Source organism: Klebsiella sp. WP4-W18-ESBL-05 (assembly GCF_014169075.1).
Classification (GTDB): Bacteria; Pseudomonadota; Gammaproteobacteria; order Enterobacterales; family Enterobacteriaceae; genus Kluyvera; species Kluyvera ascorbata_B.
The window spans coordinates 1,807,338-1,823,875 of the sequence record NZ_AP022057.1; the positions used below are offsets into that span (position 1 = coordinate 1,807,338).

Here is a 16,538-nt window from a genome sequence, read left to right on the forward strand (position 1 = left end):
CTGAAGGGGAGTCTTTTGCGTTTATGGCGCTATTTGTCCACCGTTAACGTCCAGGATCTGTCCGGTTATGTAGCCGCTACAGGCATGAGATGCGAAGAACAGGAACGCGGGCGCCACCTCCTCGGCGTAGCCGAAGCGGCCCATCGGAATACTGGCGGCAATTTTCGCCCGCAGCTCGTCGCTTTTGCCGTCGTGAAAGGCGGTATCGATAGTCCCCGGTGAAACGATATTGAAGCGGATACCGTCGGCGGTGAACTCTTTCACCCAGTTGCGGTGAATATCGTGGAGCCATGCTTTTGATGCGGCATAAATCCCCGCGCCAACGCCGCCGCCCTCGCGTCCGGCGATGGAGCCCGTGCTGATAACACAGCTGGTTTCTCCGCGGGCTTTTGCCGATGCGCGCAGATGCGGAATGGCGAATTTTGTCATCATCAGCGCCGAGCGGGCGTTGAGGTCCATCACCCGATCGTAGAACGCATCGTCAATGGCTTCCAGATTGGCGCGTCCCCCCAGGCCGCCGGCGTTGTTGATCAATATGTCCAGGCCGCCGAAGCGGGCAACAAATGCATCAACCAGATGCGCACAGTCGTTCGAGCGGGTGATGTCGGCCTGGAAAAACTCCACCTCACCGCTGTACTGACGTAGTTTGTCCAGGGTTTGTTGCAGCTCCGGCGGTGCCGTATGGCTGTTGATGCCGACTTTAGCCCCCTGGCGAACGAACGCCAGCGCTGCGGCCAGCCCCATACCTGCGCTAGACCCGGTAATTAATACGCGCTTATTTTTCAGGTCGGTAAACATAGTTGCTCCCTTGTGTTGAAGAATCAGAAGAGGCGCTGCGCCACAGTACGTAGCCGAAGAGCATGATGGCGGTTGCGCTAAGCAGGAACAGCAGGCGTCCCCACAATGGATTTGGAATCAGGATCATCAGCAGCATACAGAGACCCATGGCGAGCGAAATTTTGCCGATTTTGCTACGTTGCAGCCGGTCGAAACCGTCCTGCTCGTGGTCGGCATACACCGGTGTTTCCATATTGCTGAAGAAGGTGGCGAGTACCGAAGCGCGTGCTTTGCCCGGCTCGCGGTAGAACAGCGTCGACAGGCAGAAGAAGCCGCCGGTGAACACCAGGTGACAGAAAATATTCCAGACGGCGGACAGGTCTTTGAGTTCACGGTTAGTCAGCGTCAGGCCCAGCGTATCGGTGACGTCTTTCACCGTGATCCAGTGGGTGATGACGTAAGAGACGATCAGACCAAATACCACCGTGCCCCACGCCGACCAGTCCGGCGTTTTACGGATAAACATCCCGAAGAACAGCGGTACGATAATCGGCGCGGAGGCCAGCGTTCCCACCTGAATCATCAGATCGAACAGGCTTAGCTCTTGCAGTGACTGCATATACTGTGCGACCAGAATCACCAGCACGCCGTTGACGATGCAGGCGGTTTGCCCCACGCGCAGCAGGTAGCGCTCGCTTTTCGCTTCATGACGATTCACCACCGGCGTCCAGAAGCTGCGCACAAAGATCCCCGAGTTGCGGTTGAGCGCGGTATCCATTGATGACATGGTGGCCGCAAACAGGCCGGCCATCAGCAGCCCGACGGTTCCTTCCGGCATGGCGCGTTCAGCAAACACCAGGTAGGCCGCATCGGTGGCGTTTTTTCCTAGTTCAGGGTGCGATTGGGCCATATCCGGATAGAGAATGGCGGTCGCCCATGGCGGAATGAACCAAATCAGGGTGCCGAATAGCATCAGGAACAGGGCAAACAGCGCGGCTTTCTTGGCGTTGGCGCTGTCCTTAGCGTTCAGGTAACGATAGGAATCCTGCAGGTTATTAAAGCTTTGCAGCTGCTTCACAAAGAAGAAGGCGAAGCAGACTATCAGGATCAAGATATAGTGCGGGCCGGTGTCCGGGCCGGTAAAGAAGCCGGACGGAAATTCATTGACCATGTTGACCGGTCCGCCCACTTTAAACAGCGCCACCGCCGCACAGACCACCGAAATAATGGCGACGATCAGCGTTTGTACGAAATCGCTCGCCACGACGCCCCATGAACCGCTCAGTAGTGAAATGAGCAGCACCACCAGCCCGGTGATCCACAGGGTTAACGTTAAGTCATACTTAAAGACCGCGCTGGCGAACACCGCCAGGCTGTTAAGCCACACGCCCGCGTTCAGGATGCTGAGCGGAATCAGAATCCAGGTGAAGAACTGCTCGTTTTTCGGCCCAAAACGCTGGCTGATAGCCTGCGTCGGTGTATCGACGCGCAGTTGACGAAAGCGGGTAGCGAACCACCACCAGCCGACGATGTAGCCAATAATATTCCCCGCAAAGACGCCTATGGCCGTAAAGCCGTAGCGATAGGCCTGACCGGCGGCACCGGTGAAGGTCCATGCGCTGAACTGCGCCATGAACGCCGTTGCGCCCACCATCCACCACAGCATCCTGCCGCCACCGCGGAAGTAGTGGCTTGCCGAACCGGTTCCCATCTTCTTAAACGCGTAGCTGATAGCAATCATCAGTACGAAGTACACGACCATCACAATAATGTTGATATCCATTATGTCCACACTCGCTTGTTGTATCAGGAGATGAGGTATTATTTGTCATTTAGTATGACTAATAAAATTGCGGTAGACCGTTTTGCGAGCGGGTTCAATTTTTGGCGTTTAAAAGGGAGTTACTTGTGATCTGCGTTGAATAATTAAACAATGTGGCGTGAAAATAATCCGTATTAGTATGACTAAATGTCTTATTGAGTGAGCTATCGATGGTTAAATGTACGGAAAAACCCGATAAAATTGCGCTGGATGCGCTAATTGGCGCCCGCCGCTATGTTACACTGAGGCATCATTCTTGTTCAGGTATGACAAAAGCATGAACTTCACGACGATTACGACGACACAGCGTGGCCTGGACGGCCTGATTGCCAGCGACATTGCCCGCAAGATTTTTTCCGGGCAATTGCAGCCCGGCAGCGTATTACCGACAGAAGTAGAGCTGTGTGAACAGCTGGGCGTTAGCCGTACGGCGCTGCGTGAGGCCCTGAAGCTGGTATCGTCCAAAGGACTGCTGGAGTCTCGCCCGAAAACCGGCACCCGCGTTCGTGCTCGCACCGACTGGAATATTCTCGACGTACAGCTGTTAGAATGGCTGAGCGGTATGGAAGGCACGCTGGAAATGTACCAGCAGTTTCTGGAGTTCCGGCGAGTGATTGAACCGCATGCTACGCGTCTGGCGGCCATTAACGCTACCCGGGAGCAGTGTATTGCTCTGTCCCAGACGTGGGAAGAGATGTGTCGAATCGCGCAACACTTTGATGCCGAACAGTGGGTGGATGCCGATACGCGCTTTCATCGCATCATCTTTATGTCTTCCGGCAACTGCTTCTATCAGCCGTTTGGTAACGTGCTGACGACGGTGTTCAAATGGTTTATCAGCCACTCTTCAAAAGAGGGCGGTATGTGCCTCGACGACCATGAACGTATCTATAAAGCGATCATGGCCGGCGATGCGGAGGCGGCGTTCCAGGCGTCCCTCGGGATGATGGACGCCAGCAAGCACCGCCTGTAATCATGCGATGCTGAATCCGCCGCGCCCGCGGCGGTTATCCACCTCTACCCGGCAAGTCTCGCCATGATGGAAAGCAATCAGGATGACGGTCCGCGTCGGCGTATGTTCCTCAATGATGACCTCCCGCACGTTGCCCCGCGCCTGACGCGAGACTTCCCGTGATTCGTCGAACTCGCCGTGGCACTCCAGCACGTTGGCAAACAGCGTGTTTTGTGCGTGGGTGCGCAGCAGCCAGGCCGGTTCTTCTCGCAGATTGAACGCCGGATCGCTGGCGCCGCTGCGGGCGACGATCAGTTCGCCGGGCTGCTGCATCGCGCTGGTCAGCGTGTAGAAGCTGTCGGCGCAAAGCCAGCTTAGCTGGGCTCCGAGTGAGGCAGGCACCTCGGCGCTGGCACAGCGCCAAAGGTACTCATAGCCTTGCGATACGCCAAGCGGCGAGCGGGTAGGTTCCGTCGTCAGCGCTCGGTTACAATGGATAATTTGCCCCAGAGTGTGCAGGCAATAGTCATACTGATGGCGGCTGTCGCTATAGAGCGCAAACAGATCGACCAGCAGCGGGCGCTCGCACTGCGGCAGCGACAGCAGTAGCACCGTGCGTTGTTGGTTGACTCCCGGCCAGTAGTCGTCGGCAAAGGCGCTCATGCCCTGATACTGGCCGCTGCCGAGAAAGAAATGGGTATGGCCAAAATGCGCCGCCGCCCGCTCTTTGTCGCCCAGGTTCTGACAGCCTTCATCCACCACCACGGTGTTATGCGCTACGGTTTTTTTGGCATAGCCGTTGTTTTCCGGGACGTAGCGGCCACCAAATTTGGGCTCGACGTTGACCCAGCGGGCGAAGCCGTAGTCCTGAAGAATTTCGCGTCCACGGGTAAAGTAGCTCAGGTGCAGGCCGTCAAAATGGCCGTGGTTCAGGGCGCTGTGCATACCGGCAATATTGCCGTGCCCGCCCCACCACAACAGCGCCATGCTTTCTGACTGCCCGGCGGGCTGAGCGCGCAGAATTCCGCCGGCCCCGCGCTCGCCTTCCACGCCGTCGCGCACCAGCTGTGAGCCGCGAAGGGGGGCAGGGGACGGCGTTTGCGCGTCTTCACTGAGCAACATCGCGCCCCGACACGGCCAGCAGGCCTGCTGATAGCGCGCGATAGCCGATAGCTGTGGCGATGCGCCGTAGTGCTGACGGCATAGGCTGACCGCCATCAGCGCGCCTTCATCGCGAAGATTCATGGTTTTTGAGGCATCGTTCAGCGCAGGCAGGGTTCCGTCCGGGAAGGCCATATCGAACAGGGTCATGCAGGCTCGGTGGATTAAACGATCGCGGTAGGACCAGATTTCCCGTTCCGGCTGGCAGCGTTCGAGCGCCGTTGCGAACAGCAGCATCGGGCGCAGAGCGAATCGTTGGTAATAGAGGCCTTCGATATAATAGCCGTCGAGGGAGAACAGCTGATTGAGCTGGGCGTAGAAGCCGCCGCTAACGTCATCGTACCGTTTGCCGTGCAGGGCGATCTCCACCCACTCCGGGCGATCGGTCGCCAGGCCGCATACGGCAATGGCGGCCACCGACCACATTCCGTGGTTATGGACGATATCGAAGGTGCTATGGTGGACGGTGATGGCCTCATGCGCCATCAGACACAGTAAATTCTCTTCAATGTGCGCACGATCGTGGGCGCTGGCAGAGCCTTTCACACAGGCCCATGCCGCGGCGGCGTAGAGCAAAAACATATCTTCATTGAGCGTCTGATGGAACAGTCTGCCCGGCGGGTTGCTGTCGCGGCTGGTGGCGCTGCCAAGCGTCGGGTAGACATCGGCATAACCGCGCAGCAGCGCGAGCAGCGCATCACGATAGCGAATGTCGCCGCTCAGCAGCCAGTGCAGGCCGGCGAGATCCATCATTTGATAGTTGTCTTTATGCTGAGCATGTTCCGGGCCGCCGCCTTCGCCGTGGCCGGGGATCCACTGCGGGCGCGCTAGCCACGTTTCCAGCTTCTGGCGTTGTTCACGCAGCGTGATGCCGGGCTGCGTATCGCGCGTGAAGTGCTGCTGCAGCGCGGTGATATCAGGGGGTGAGAGGAATAAGGAGCGGTCGAGCGTCATCAAGCATCTCCGTTTATGTTTATTAGTATGACTATTTAATGGAGAAAATAACGCCTTCAGCCGATTTTTAGCCAGAAAAAAGGTTATAAGATGCTTATCAGGTCACAAAATAAACATAATTTGTCATACTATATGAAGGCGCGGGTCATCGAGGTTTTCGCCGCTTGAACGAGGGCAGGGCGTGGAATCCATTGACTCACCCGCGCCGTTGCGGTGCGGGTGAGGTTTGAAGGGCGCGTGTGACCTTAGTGACTTTCGGCCGATGTGTTGATGATGCGATTTTTTCCGTTACGCTTGGCTTCGTACAGCCGTTTGTCCGCCAGGGCCAGCGCTTCTTCGATACTCATTGTGCCCTTGGCCGTGAGACCGGCGCTGAACGTTACGTGCAAATTCGCCTCGCGGAACCGCCGCTGATCGCAGGTTTCTCGCCAGCGTTCGAGATAGACCCGTGCGTCTTCCTGGCTCACGTTCTGGAATAACACCGCAATTTCCTCACCGCCGTAGCGGTAGAGCGTAATGTTATCCAGCCCGCGCAGGCGCAGCCCAATGTCGGAGACGGTTTTCAGCACCATATCGCCGGTGGCATGGCCGTAGGTATCGTTAATCGACTTAAAGTTATCAATATCAATCATCGCCAGGCACAAATCGTCGGCGTGCTGCATGAACTCAAGATCGTTATCAAACGCGCGGCGGTTTTTCAGCTCGGTCAAGCCGTCGGTCAGCGCCTCATTTTTGATATTTTCCTGCTGCACCGAGGTGTTGTGGATCTCTTCATACAGCATTTCTTCCGCCGCTTTTTGTTCAATCGCGCCGTTACGGATACCGTTAGCGATACGAATATACAGCGCGTTCAGGGCGATTCGGACCATCCACCAGCAGATGAACAGCGCCAGCAGGCCAAACAGCAGGCAGTAAAGCACGTTGTCGCTGCGGTCAAAGACATGGGATGTTAAGTCGCTGTCGCGTACCTCGTGCACCAGGTACCAGCCGGTATCGCCTATCGCGCTGGTGAAATACCATTTACCGGTTTCGGGCAGAGAGAAGAAAGGGGAAGATTTATGCAGCTTCACCGAGACTTCCGCCAGCACGGCGGGGCTAATTGCGCCTCGATCGCTTGCAATCTGTTGCCCTTCACCGTCCATGATCCACTTTTGTCCGGGCAGGGGCGGCACGGCGGCGTTCAGAATATCCGCAGTGGACGCGCGATTCAGGCGCACCGCCAGTACGCCAATTTTCTCACCATCATCGTTGTCGACCAACGATTTTGAGATAGTGAGCGTGCGGCTGCCGTTATCAAAAATGTCGCTGCTGCTGGTGTAATGCGCGCTGTCAAAGTCATCGCGCATGGCGACGGTGTACCAAATCTTGTTGCGTGGGTCGGCCTGACGCGTGGTTTCATCGTCCAGATCGACATTGGGCAGACGGATAAAGCGACCGTCGCTGCTGGCATAAATCAGCGAACGCGCGTCGGGCATAGCGTTGAAACGCTCAAACAGCCAGTGGCGAAGGTTTTCGCCGTCGCGGATTTTACCCTGAGTGTTGGCGGCCAGCTGCTTGATGGTTTCGTCCAGCATGCTTTCGTAGCCAGAAAGATATTTGGCGGTATAGGCCGACAGATTTTGGACGTAGCGTAAATTCTGCCGTTGGTAGGTACTTTTGGCATCTTGCCATTGCAGCGCCAGCACTGCCGTGCAGACTAAGGTAAATACGATAGCCGTTATCAGGAAGCAGATATTTAAAGGGCGACGAAAATTCAGGTTCCTAATCAAAGCTTTCTCCAGAAGCAAAAATCAACAGGTCCATTCGTACCAGAGCAATGTTTTCATTGTGCTATTGCAGCTTTTTACAAAAAGGAAACACTATGTTCCCTATTTTGCCATATTCATCCATTGAACAAGGTAGGCTGCTATTTATTAAAGGAGGCGCATGTTACAACCTGTAAATATCATTGTCAAAGACGATTAAATTGATTCATATCGATCGTTCAAACCGATCGTAACTATCATTAATGAAACGCCAGGGCCGAACGATCGATAACCTATTATTGATTGGTGAAAACGATCTTAATATATAAAAACTTTCCGTGTAAAATCCTTTTGGAACAATTAATTACTATTAATGTGGTGCGATAGTTTCAGCCTTTATTATTCTGCTTTAAAGCAATAAAAAATAAATTATTTTTAATCAATAAAGGTGTTGCGCATGTATGTTTCTGAACGTTACATATTAGCGGAAAATATTAGGCGTTAAGGAATAAAGAATTCCATATTAAAGGAAGTATAGCTTCCCTTTTTGCATGAATATAATAATTCAGGGGCGTTTTCTAACCGGATTTTGTTAACGCTGATAAAGGGGAGAAATATCATGAAGAGGGATGCCATTTCATCTGAATGGCGAATCAGGGATGGGCTTAGGGGAATCGCTGGCATCTTCCCCGAGGGGGAAGATGCCGTCGGGCGTTACATGCCGGAGAAAACGTTCATGATGATGCCGCCGCTGATAATCAACAGCATAGCAAAGATAGCGGGCAGATCCGGTTTCTGTTTGTAGAGGATCATGGAGCAGATCGTGACGCCGACGATGCCAAAGCCGCACCACAGTGAATAGGCCACGCCGACCGGAATGGTGCTCATCGCGCGGGTGAGCGCGAAGTAGCAAAGCGCGTACGCGCAGACCACCAGTACCGATGGCGCCAGTTTACTAAAGCCGTGGGTTTTTTTGATCATTGACGTGCCGGTGATTTCGGAGCCGATAGACAGCGCCAGCCATAAAAATCCGAGATTAAACATGAGCGATTCCTTTTGCGTTAGTTAGCGATATTGTTATCGAGTTTGGCGACCGGGGTAGGCGGCGTCTCTTCTGTGTCTTCGTGGCCCATTTTCGAGAACAGGTTCATGATGACAATACCGCTGGCGATAATCGCCATGCCGATGATGGCGGCGGTGTCCGGGTGCTGGCCGTAGAAGGCCATGCCCAGCGTCGAGACCACCAGAATACCGGTGCCCGACCAGGTGGCGTAGGCTAGCCCAACCGGAATATCTTTCACCGCGCGGGACAGCGAGTAGTAGCACACGCAGTACAGCACAACGATCAGCGCCAGCAGCAGGGTTTTGGTCATCCCTTCGCTGGAATCAAACATTTTAAGCGTTGAGGTGGCCGAGGTTTCTGAGACGATAACCAGCAGCATCCATAGCCAGCATTTTGTTTTCGAAGACATATCTACACTCCAGGGTGTGTTATCGAGGTAAGGTTATTTTTCTCTGTGTTTTTAAAAAATCGACGGCGGCATCGGTTAATACCGCGTCGGGTGAATCGGCCAACGCCGGATTATTGACGATATCTGTGACAGTCAGATAACGCCGTGTGCCGTCGGTGACGGTGGGCGCCTTTGCGCCCGCTTCTAGCCGCGCCAGCAGATCGTTCAGCGATCCGAGCATGATGCCGCATTCGGCCAGACGGGTAAGGGTCGTACCAAGATGGGCCGCATAGGCACTGTCCGCTTCGCCGCGCAGGGCGTTGAGCTCACTGTGCGGATCGCAAAGGTAGCGCAGCGCCAGCACCGGAATACCGGCGCATAGCGCATCGTGTACCCTCTGCGCTACCGGGCTGTGCAGCGTGCCGTTCAGCAGATCCATCGCCAGCGGATAATCAAGAAACGGCAGCAGCAGCGCTTTGTAAGGGGCCGGCGGCAGCGCGCGTTGCCAGCTTTCCGCAGGCAGCGTTTCGCCGAGCGACGCCCAGCGTTCGCTATCGGGCAGCATGCCCTCTAGCGCCAGATGCAGCCGCTCGCCGCAGCGCGCCAGACGCTGGCAAATCTCGTGGCGATAGCCCTCTGCGGCGGTCACCATTACCAGCACCGGCGGCTGCAAGCGCTGGAGAATGTGCGCCACCAGGCGGTCAATCTGTTGCTCGGTCATGATGGCCTCCGTTAACGCACCAGCGTCACCTGCGCGCCGTTTTTCAGCCCGGCGGCGTTGGCTTCTTCGGTGTCGATGTGAAACTCAAGGGCGAAATCATCGCGCACCCGCACCACCACTTCGTCGAAGGTGAGCTGGCGTTCACCGCCGCTGCGTACGCTGACCTTTTGCCCATTGCTGACGTTCAGCGCCCGAGCATCCTGCGGCGACATATGAATATGACGCCAGGCGCAAATCACCTGCGAATGAAGTTCAACGTGGCCTTTCGGCCCCACCAGCAGCGCGCTGCCCGCGTTCTCCAACTGACCGGATTCGCGGACCGGCGCCTTAATACCCAGCGCGAAGCAGTCGGCGCGCGACACTTCCAGCTGAGTGATGGGGCGGGTAGGGCCGAGGACGCGCACGTTGGTCAGCGAGCCTTTCGGGCCGACGATGGTCACGCACTCTTCGGCGGCAAACTGCCCCGGCTGGCGCAGCGGCTTAAGCGGCGTCAGCGTATAGCCTTTGCCGAAAAGCGCTTCGACGTCCGGCTGCGACAGATGCACGTGACGGTTAGAGATGCCCACCGGAATGGCGGGCGCAGTGTGGGCCAGCCGGGCGGTGATTTTTTCCTGTAGCAGGGCGTCAATCATGCCTTTTTCCCTTTCTTATGCACGGCGTTTTTCTCATCAACAATCGGAGAGAGAGGTGTCGGCTCTACGGCAGGAATCTGAGGCTCAACGGCAGGTTCAGCGTGAACCTTTTCCTGCGCTTTAGCACGCGGCGGATGGCCTTTCAGGCTGCTGAGCGCTTCCACCACGCAGCGTTCCGGGCGGGCAATCACCAGTGATTTCACCTGCGAGTCGACGGTTTTTGCTACCGCGACGCCGCGCTCGATGGCGGTATGAATGGCGCTGATCTCGCCTTCAAAACAGACGCTCACCAGCCCGGAACCGACCTTGCGATAGCCAATGCAGGCCACGCCCGCGGCTTTACAGGCGGCGTCGACGGCCTGAACGGCGGCGACCAGTCCACGTGTTTCAATGACGCCTAAACTTTTCATTATCGGCTCCTTTAATGACGAACTAAGCGAATATCAAAATCAAACTGTGCGAAAAACGCCTCCAGCTTGTTCAGCTCTTCCACGCTGTAGGTGGGATCGTTGAGGATCGGGTAGGGCATCTCCAGACGATCGTACTTTTTGCGCCCCAACTGGTGGTACGGCAGCATGTCGATGCGGCGGATATTGCCGCGCTTCGCCAGCTTCTGGACGTAGTCAATCGCCCCCGTAATGGCTTCCCATGAGTCGTTGTAGCCGCGCACCAGCGGCATCCGCACAATGACGTTAGCGCCAGAGTCCACCAGCCACTCCAGGTTGCGGCGCACCCCTTCGTTACCGATGCCAAACAGCGTTTTATGGTGATCGCTGTCGATCTGTTTAATGTCGAACAAGAAGGTATCGGTCACCGGTGCCAGCTTCTGGTAGTTGGCCAGCGGCGTGGTGCCCTGGGTCTCAACGGCGGTGTTGATCATCATCTTCTTGCATTCGCTGAACAGGGCGACGGCAAAATCGGTTTGCAGGCTCATCTCGCCGCCGCCAATGGTGACGCCGCCGCCGGAGGAGACATAGAAGTCATAGTCCTGCATGATGATGTCCATTAGCTCGCTGACGGTGACGTCTTTGCCGAGAATATCCAGCGCGTGCTGGGTGCAAATCTCTTCGCATTTACGGCAGCCAATGCAGTCTTTATTGCGGTTGACGAAGTGCTTCATTTCGCCGTTTTCTTCCGCGCGGTAGTGAATGCCCGCCGGGCAGACGTTAACGCAGTCGCCGCAGTTGATGCACTTCTCCTGCGAAAACATCACCTGAAACTGGCTGCTTAAGCCTTCCGGGTTAGCGCACCACGGGCAGCGAATATTGCAGCCTTTGAAAAACACCAGCGTGCGAATGCCGTCGCCGTCGTAGATCGAATACTTCTGAATATTGAAAATGCGCCCGGTTAATTCTTGTGTATTGCCAATCACGCTTGCCTCCTGAAAACTGCGGACGTCCTTGTCCGATTACTGTCCGTGTTATCAGAACTTCTCGATCACCGTACGGCTGATGATCTCGTCCTGAACTTCCTTGCATAGTTCCACGAAGTAGGCGCTGTAGCCCGCCACGCGGACGATCAGGTCGCGGTATTTCTCCGGCTCCTGCTGGGCTTTTTTCAGCACTTCGTTGTCGACGTAGCTGAACTGCATCTGGCCGTTGCCGAGAATGGAGGCGGTACGCAGCAGCGTAATCAGGCCGTGGCGGCCTTCCGGGGTATCCAGCAGCCCTTTGAGGAACTTGAAGTTGTGCACCATGCCGATGTTCATGGTTTCCACGTTCATCTTGCTGACGGATTTAATGATGGCGGTGGGGCCATTTTTATCCGCGCCCTGGGTCGGGCTGATACCGTCGGAGAGCGGCATCCACGCCAGGCGGCCGTTCGGCGTGGCGTTGGTCAGCTCGCCGATTGGCGTGTTGTTGGAAATCGACAGCGTGCCGTGGCTCAGGGTGGAGTAGAGCATCTGGTATTTGCGGCACTCGCGCTCGGTCCACTCGGTGATGTCCAGCGCATACTGGTCAACATAGTTGTCGTCGTTGCCGTACTTCGGTGCGTTCAGACAGTCGCGGCGCAGCGCTTCAAAGCCTTCGAAGTTGGCCAGCAGCGCATCGCGAACCTGCTCGAGGGTGTATTTCTTATCCTCAAACACCAGCTTGCGAATTGCCGCCATCGAGTCGACGTAGGTCGCCAGGCCAGAGAAAATCAGCCCCGGGCCGTGGTTGACCATCGCGCCACCGGCGGCAACGTCTTTACCTTTCTCCATGCAGCCTTCGACCAGCAGCGACATCAGCGGTTTCGGCGCCACGTCGCGGTGTACGCGCTGGCTGATTACCGTGCCGATAGCGGACAGGCGCACGATATGGGCAATCTGCTGTTTGACCGCGGCATCGAACTGCTCGAAGGTGCTAAAGTCGCGCAGGTCGCCGGTGTCCAGCCCCTGGTAGCTGTCAAACAGCACCATGCGACCACGGTTGAGTACAAACTCGATAGCGATCGGCCACTGGGTGTAACCGGTAGAGGTCCACTGGTAGATACGGCCGGATTTCTGCGGCTCAACGCAGCCCATCAGGCAGTAGTCGCGGGCGTCTTCGAAATCGAAGCCTTTGCGCAGCATCATCTTGATGTGGGAATCATCAAAGTGGCAGGCCGGGAAGCCCATGCCCGCTTTGACCACGTCAACGATTTTTTCCATATACTTCTGCGGCGACTGGTTGTGAATACGGCAGGCCAGCGACGGCTGGTAAACCTTCACAAAGCGCACGGCGTCCATGATCAGATAGGTCAGGTCGTTACAGGCATCGCCGCCGGAACGCTTCTGGCCACCAACGGTCAGGTTGATAAATGGTTGATAACCGGCGAAATATTTAGCCCCCAGCTCGCTGGACATCCACATCAGCTCGGCACATTTGATGATAAACGCCTGCATCATTTCCAGCGCGCTCTCATGGGTCAGGCGGCCTTCGCGGATATCAGCTTCAAACATCGGGTAGCAGTACTGGTCCACGCGGCCCAGCGACAGGCCGGTCTGGTTCTCTTCAATTTCAAACAGCGATTCCACCGTCCAGATGCTTTGCAGCGCTTCCTGCAAGGTTTTCGGCGGGTTGGCCGGCACGTTCTGGTTCACGTCGGCGATGGTCAGCAGCTCGGCGCGGCGCTGAGCGTTCTGCTCAACGGCCGCCAGTTCGCGGGCGCGGGCGGCGATGCGGTGCGAATAGTTAATCACCCCTTCGCAGGTTTCAATCGCCGCTTTGTAGTAGTAAATGCGGTCGATATCGTCCGGGTTTTCCATGCTCAGGCTGGCGAGGTGCGCTTCGGCATCGGCCTTGATGCCGTTCATGCCTTTGGTGAACAGCAACACGTCGTAGCCCGGGCAGGTGTCGCCGCCGCCGTTGATCTGGTGGTAGGAGAGGTCGCTGACGAAGGTTTCGCCGCTGAACGCCCACACGCCCGCTTCGCGGTACTGCGCTTCGCAGATTTCATCCAGAGAACGGCCTTCCCAGAACGGCACGATCTCTTCGCGGATGGTCTTTTTATCTTCTTCGCTGATTTCGAACGGATCCTGCGGACGGGTGCTCATGGTGTCGAGCTCGTCGCGCACCCAGCGCCAGGCGATATCCGGCGAGAAGGCCCCGGCGCGCGGCTTACCGCACGGATGGCCGACGATCAGTTCGTCGTCCTGAATCAGAATCGGCGCGGTTTCGCAGGCGTGGCGGAAGGCTTTGGCACGCAGCAGAATGGTCGGCATGCCCGGATTGGCTTTGACCACTTCGGTGAAGGCCAGCGCGCGGTAGATAGAGACGCTCGGGCGCACGGTCAGGTAGTGGTTACGCAGGCGCTGCATGCGCGGCGTCAGCCCTTCCACGGTAGCGGTTTCACTGACCTGCGCGAACGGCGCGGCAGACACCTGCTGCGCGCCGCTGAACAGACGCACCGGCAGATTCAGGGCGCTGAGGTTTTGCTGCGCGCTGAGGAACATCTCTGAGAGCGCGTTAATACACGCGTTCTCAAGGCTCGCACCGTGCAGCAGGGCGTCGAACATCGGGTAGCCGTCGATTGCGCAAGCGGCGCGGACTTCGCTTAATTCCGCCAGCTTAAACCACAGGCATTCAACGATTTCATACGCCTGTGCGTCGGTTAACGTGCCGTTGGCAACATCATGCTGGTAGTACGGCAGCAGCGCTTTATCGGCACCTTCCGGGTTGACGGCGTAGCTACCGTTGTCGAGCTGAAGCGCCAGCTGGAACAGGTAGAACGCCTGGCAGGCTTCTTTAAAGCTGCGCGCCGGGTGCGCCGGAACGTGGTGCAGAATGGCGGCGCTGTCTAACAGCTCCGCTTTGCGATAGGCGTTGGTTTCGGCAGCGGCAAGCGTTTCGGCGCTGTTGGCCAGGTTCTGCGCCAGCGCCATCAGCGCGTCGCAGGCGTAAATGGCGGCGCGGCAGCCGTTGACTTCGTCCATGCCGCTGCGGCTGACGGCGCTGCCCAGCGCGCGGGTTTTCTCTTCAAGCTGCTGTTTAATCGCCAGCACGCCTTTTTCGACCACCAGTTTGTAATCCGGGGAGTCGAGGTTGCTGTTCAGATTGAGGAACTGGAAGGCGGACGGGCGATGCGCGGCGCTGTCATCGTGGAAAATTGCCCCGTGCGGTTTGCGGGTCTGGTTGCCGACGATCAGTTCGTCGGCGCTGATGGTCAGCGGCAGCTGGCGCATCAGTTCATAGAAACGGCGCGCCGGTTTTACGGCGGCAGGAACGCCGGCGATATCGCTATCGAGCGCGTTCAGCACGGCGGCGTGCTCGGTGCACAGGGTGCTTTTTTGCGAAAGTAAACGTTCTGCCAACACTTTGACGCGCGGCGTTAAGCTGTAGAGTGCCATGTCGTATTCTCCAGATGTTCTTATTGGGTGCCCGTATTGTGCCGGGTAGCGCTTCGCTTACCCGGCCTACCAGGACGTTACCCGTTGGCTCGTGCAAGCGGCGCGCCGCTCCATGCCTGGCGATAAAGTTCGGTTAATGCCTGCGCGTCCGGCGTGCGCGGGTTGGTCGGGGTGCAGCTGTCGCGCAATGCCTGCCCGACCATTTCCGGCAATCGGCGCTCGAAATCGGCGGCATCGACGGCGGTGGCGCCAATGCCAGCGGGCATTTGCATCTCTTCTTTCAGCGTCTCAATGGCGACCAGCAGGCTGGCCACCCCTTCACGCACGGTGTGCGCCGGGAGATCCAGCAGATGCGCCAGACGGGCATATTTGCGAGCAGCGTCGGTGTCGCACTGGCCGTTAACATCGGCGTTCCAGGCCACTACCGATGCCATCAGCAGCGCGTTGGCGCGGCCGTGCGGCACGCGGAACACGCCGCCCAGCGCGTGTGCCAGGCTGTGGGTGACGCCGAGTGATGCGTTGGTAAACGCCATCCCCGCCATGCAGGAGGCGTTGTGCATTTTCTCGCGCGCCAGCAGGTCGCCGCCGTTGCGCCAGCAGGTGGGCAGATAGCGGAAGACCTGCTGCACCACTTTCTCGGCCAGCGCGTCGGAAAAGTCGCTGGCGGCGGTGGAGACGTAGGCCTCCAGCGCGTGGCACAGTACGTCCATTCCGGTGTCGGCGGTAATCGCCGGCGGCACGGAGGCCACCAGCGTCGGGTCCAGAATGGCGATATCCGGCAGCAGCGACGGATCAACCAGCACCAGCTTTTCAGCGTGGGCTTTGACTACCGAGAAGCTGGTGACTTCCGAACCGGTGCCGCTGGTGGTGGGGATGGCCACAAACTGCGGGCGCTGGCGTGCAGCGTCCGGGCGGGTTTGCGCCAGGGTGAAAATAACCGCTTTGGCGGCATCAATCACCGAGCCGCCGCCGAGCGCGACCACCAGATCCGGCGCGCAGCTGTCCATCTGCTTCATACCGCGCACGACCGTGGCGATATCCGGGTCGGCCACCACGTCGTCCCAGATCTGCACGTCAACGCCGCGCGCGCGCAGAATCGTCGTCACGCGGTCGGCGAGGCCAAACTTGACCATCGCCTGGTCGGTGACCAGCAGGGCACGCTGGGCGTTCACTTCGGTCAGGACCGCAAGCGCGTCCTGGCCGAAGCAGATCCGGGGTTTCAGTAAAAATTCACTCATTGGGTTATTCACTCCTCAAGCGTCCCGAAAGACGTTCTCGACAATGGCGACCACGGACATCGCTTTATAACGGTCCTTGTTGAGCGCGAAATACTCCTCCGCCAGCACGATGTCGTGCATCCCCGCGCCGACGCTGTCGACGGCGACCCAGGTACGGTCCTTCATGGGGCGCTGTTCATCATCCAGCTGCGTGATCATCAGCAGATTGCTGCCGCGCAGCTCATCGCATTTCTGCGTGGCGACGACATGTCCGGTTACCTTTGCGAGAATCATCT

General features: G+C 57.4%; 14 protein-coding genes. 1 reads left to right on the forward strand and 13 read right to left on the reverse strand.

Going from position 1 to position 16,538, the window contains the following annotated elements:
• Window positions 1–21: 21 nt before the first annotated feature.
• Window positions 22–798, reverse strand: a complete 777-nt coding sequence (locus H7R58_RS08620) for an SDR family NAD(P)-dependent oxidoreductase (RefSeq protein ID WP_106926144.1) — start codon at window positions 796–798, stop codon at window positions 22–24.
• Complete coding sequence (locus H7R58_RS08625; protein WP_182929133.1) at window positions 776–2,560, reverse strand: sodium:solute symporter family transporter; 1,785 nt, start codon at window positions 2,558–2,560, stop codon at window positions 776–778. Before H7R58_RS08625 ends, H7R58_RS08620 begins: the two co-directional genes overlap by 23 nt.
• A gap of 316 nt (window positions 2,561–2,876) precedes the next feature.
• Between H7R58_RS08625 and H7R58_RS08630 the strand changes: the two genes are divergently transcribed.
• Complete coding sequence (locus H7R58_RS08630) at window positions 2,877–3,572, forward strand: FadR/GntR family transcriptional regulator (protein WP_106926148.1); 696 nt, start codon at window positions 2,877–2,879, stop codon at window positions 3,570–3,572.
• On the opposite strand, the gene H7R58_RS08635 is transcribed toward H7R58_RS08630, so the two are convergent.
• The 11 genes from H7R58_RS08635 to H7R58_RS08685 form a co-directional block, all read right to left on the reverse strand.
• Window positions 3,573–5,666, reverse strand: coding sequence for a heparinase II/III domain-containing protein (locus H7R58_RS08635; RefSeq protein ID WP_182934699.1), 2,094 nt, complete (start codon window positions 5,664–5,666; stop codon window positions 3,573–3,575).
• Between the two features lie 245 nt (window positions 5,667–5,911).
• Window positions 5,912–7,435, reverse strand: coding sequence for a sensor domain-containing diguanylate cyclase (locus H7R58_RS08640; RefSeq protein ID WP_182929131.1), 1,524 nt, complete (start codon window positions 7,433–7,435; stop codon window positions 5,912–5,914).
• A 690-nt stretch (window positions 7,436–8,125) separates the two neighbouring features.
• Entirely contained in the window at window positions 8,126–8,455 is a 330-nt protein-coding gene (locus H7R58_RS08645; RefSeq protein ID WP_106926154.1) for a DMT family transporter, read from the reverse strand.
• Window positions 8,456–8,472: 17 nt separating this feature from the next.
• Window positions 8,473–8,883 (reverse strand): DMT family transporter, encoded by a 411-nt coding sequence (locus tag H7R58_RS08650; protein ID WP_106926156.1) that lies wholly within the window; start codon window positions 8,881–8,883, stop codon window positions 8,473–8,475.
• Window positions 8,884–8,902: 19 nt separating this feature from the next.
• Complete coding sequence (locus H7R58_RS08655; protein ID WP_182929130.1) at window positions 8,903–9,583, reverse strand: hypothetical protein; 681 nt, start codon at window positions 9,581–9,583, stop codon at window positions 8,903–8,905.
• An 11-nt stretch (window positions 9,584–9,594) separates the two neighbouring features.
• Complete coding sequence (locus H7R58_RS08660; RefSeq protein WP_106926160.1) at window positions 9,595–10,215, reverse strand: phosphate propanoyltransferase; 621 nt, start codon at window positions 10,213–10,215, stop codon at window positions 9,595–9,597.
• Window positions 10,212–10,625: a BMC domain-containing protein gene (locus tag H7R58_RS08665; protein ID WP_182929128.1), complete on the reverse strand. Its 414-nt coding sequence runs from the start codon at window positions 10,623–10,625 to the stop codon at window positions 10,212–10,214. The genes H7R58_RS08660 and H7R58_RS08665 overlap by 4 nt, the downstream gene beginning before the upstream one ends.
• An 11-nt stretch (window positions 10,626–10,636) precedes the next feature.
• On the reverse strand, window positions 10,637–11,584 hold the full coding sequence (gene cutD, locus H7R58_RS08670) for a choline TMA-lyase-activating enzyme (RefSeq protein ID WP_182930652.1): 948 nt from the start codon (window positions 11,582–11,584) through the stop codon (window positions 10,637–10,639).
• A gap of 54 nt (window positions 11,585–11,638) precedes the next feature.
• Complete coding sequence (gene cutC, locus H7R58_RS08675; protein ID WP_182929127.1) at window positions 11,639–15,025, reverse strand: choline trimethylamine-lyase; 3,387 nt, start codon at window positions 15,023–15,025, stop codon at window positions 11,639–11,641.
• 77 nt (window positions 15,026–15,102) lie between these two features.
• Window positions 15,103–16,263 (reverse strand): 1-propanol dehydrogenase PduQ, encoded by a 1,161-nt coding sequence (locus H7R58_RS08680; RefSeq protein ID WP_106926166.1) that lies wholly within the window; start codon window positions 16,261–16,263, stop codon window positions 15,103–15,105.
• A gap of 15 nt (window positions 16,264–16,278) precedes the next feature.
• Entirely contained in the window at window positions 16,279–16,536 is a 258-nt protein-coding gene (locus H7R58_RS08685; RefSeq protein WP_182929126.1) for a EutN/CcmL family microcompartment protein, read from the reverse strand.
• Window positions 16,537–16,538: the final 2 nt, after the last annotated feature.

Excerpts from the sequence above, each read along its gene's own strand:
- H7R58_RS08620 (WP_106926144.1), bottom strand. The coding sequence starts at position 798 with ATGTTTACCGACCTGAAAAATAAGCGCGTATTAATTACCGGGTCTAGC.
- H7R58_RS08625 (WP_182929133.1), bottom strand. The coding sequence starts at position 2,560 with ATGGATATCAACATTATTGTGATGGTCGTGTACTTCGTACTGATGATT.
- H7R58_RS08630 (WP_106926148.1), top strand. The coding sequence starts at position 2,877 with ATGAACTTCACGACGATTACGACGACACAGCGTGGCCTGGACGGCCTG.
- H7R58_RS08635 (WP_182934699.1), bottom strand. The coding sequence starts at position 5,666 with ATGACGCTCGACCGCTCCTTATTCCTCTCACCCCCTGATATCACCGCG.
- H7R58_RS08645 (WP_106926154.1), bottom strand. The coding sequence starts at position 8,455 with ATGTTTAATCTCGGATTTTTATGGCTGGCGCTGTCTATCGGCTCCGAA.
- H7R58_RS08650 (WP_106926156.1), bottom strand. The coding sequence starts at position 8,883 with ATGTCTTCGAAAACAAAATGCTGGCTATGGATGCTGCTGGTTATCGTC.
- H7R58_RS08655 (WP_182929130.1), bottom strand. The coding sequence starts at position 9,583 with ATGACCGAGCAACAGATTGACCGCCTGGTGGCGCACATTCTCCAGCGC.
- H7R58_RS08660 (WP_106926160.1), bottom strand. The coding sequence starts at position 10,215 with ATGATTGACGCCCTGCTACAGGAAAAAATCACCGCCCGGCTGGCCCAC.
- H7R58_RS08665 (WP_182929128.1), bottom strand. The coding sequence starts at position 10,625 with ATGAAAAGTTTAGGCGTCATTGAAACACGTGGACTGGTCGCCGCCGTT.
- cutC (WP_182929127.1), bottom strand. The coding sequence starts at position 15,025 with ATGGCACTCTACAGCTTAACGCCGCGCGTCAAAGTGTTGGCAGAACGT.
- H7R58_RS08680 (WP_106926166.1), bottom strand. The coding sequence starts at position 16,263 with ATGAGTGAATTTTTACTGAAACCCCGGATCTGCTTCGGCCAGGACGCG.
- H7R58_RS08685 (WP_182929126.1), bottom strand. The coding sequence starts at position 16,536 with ATGATTCTCGCAAAGGTAACCGGACATGTCGTCGCCACGCAGAAATGC.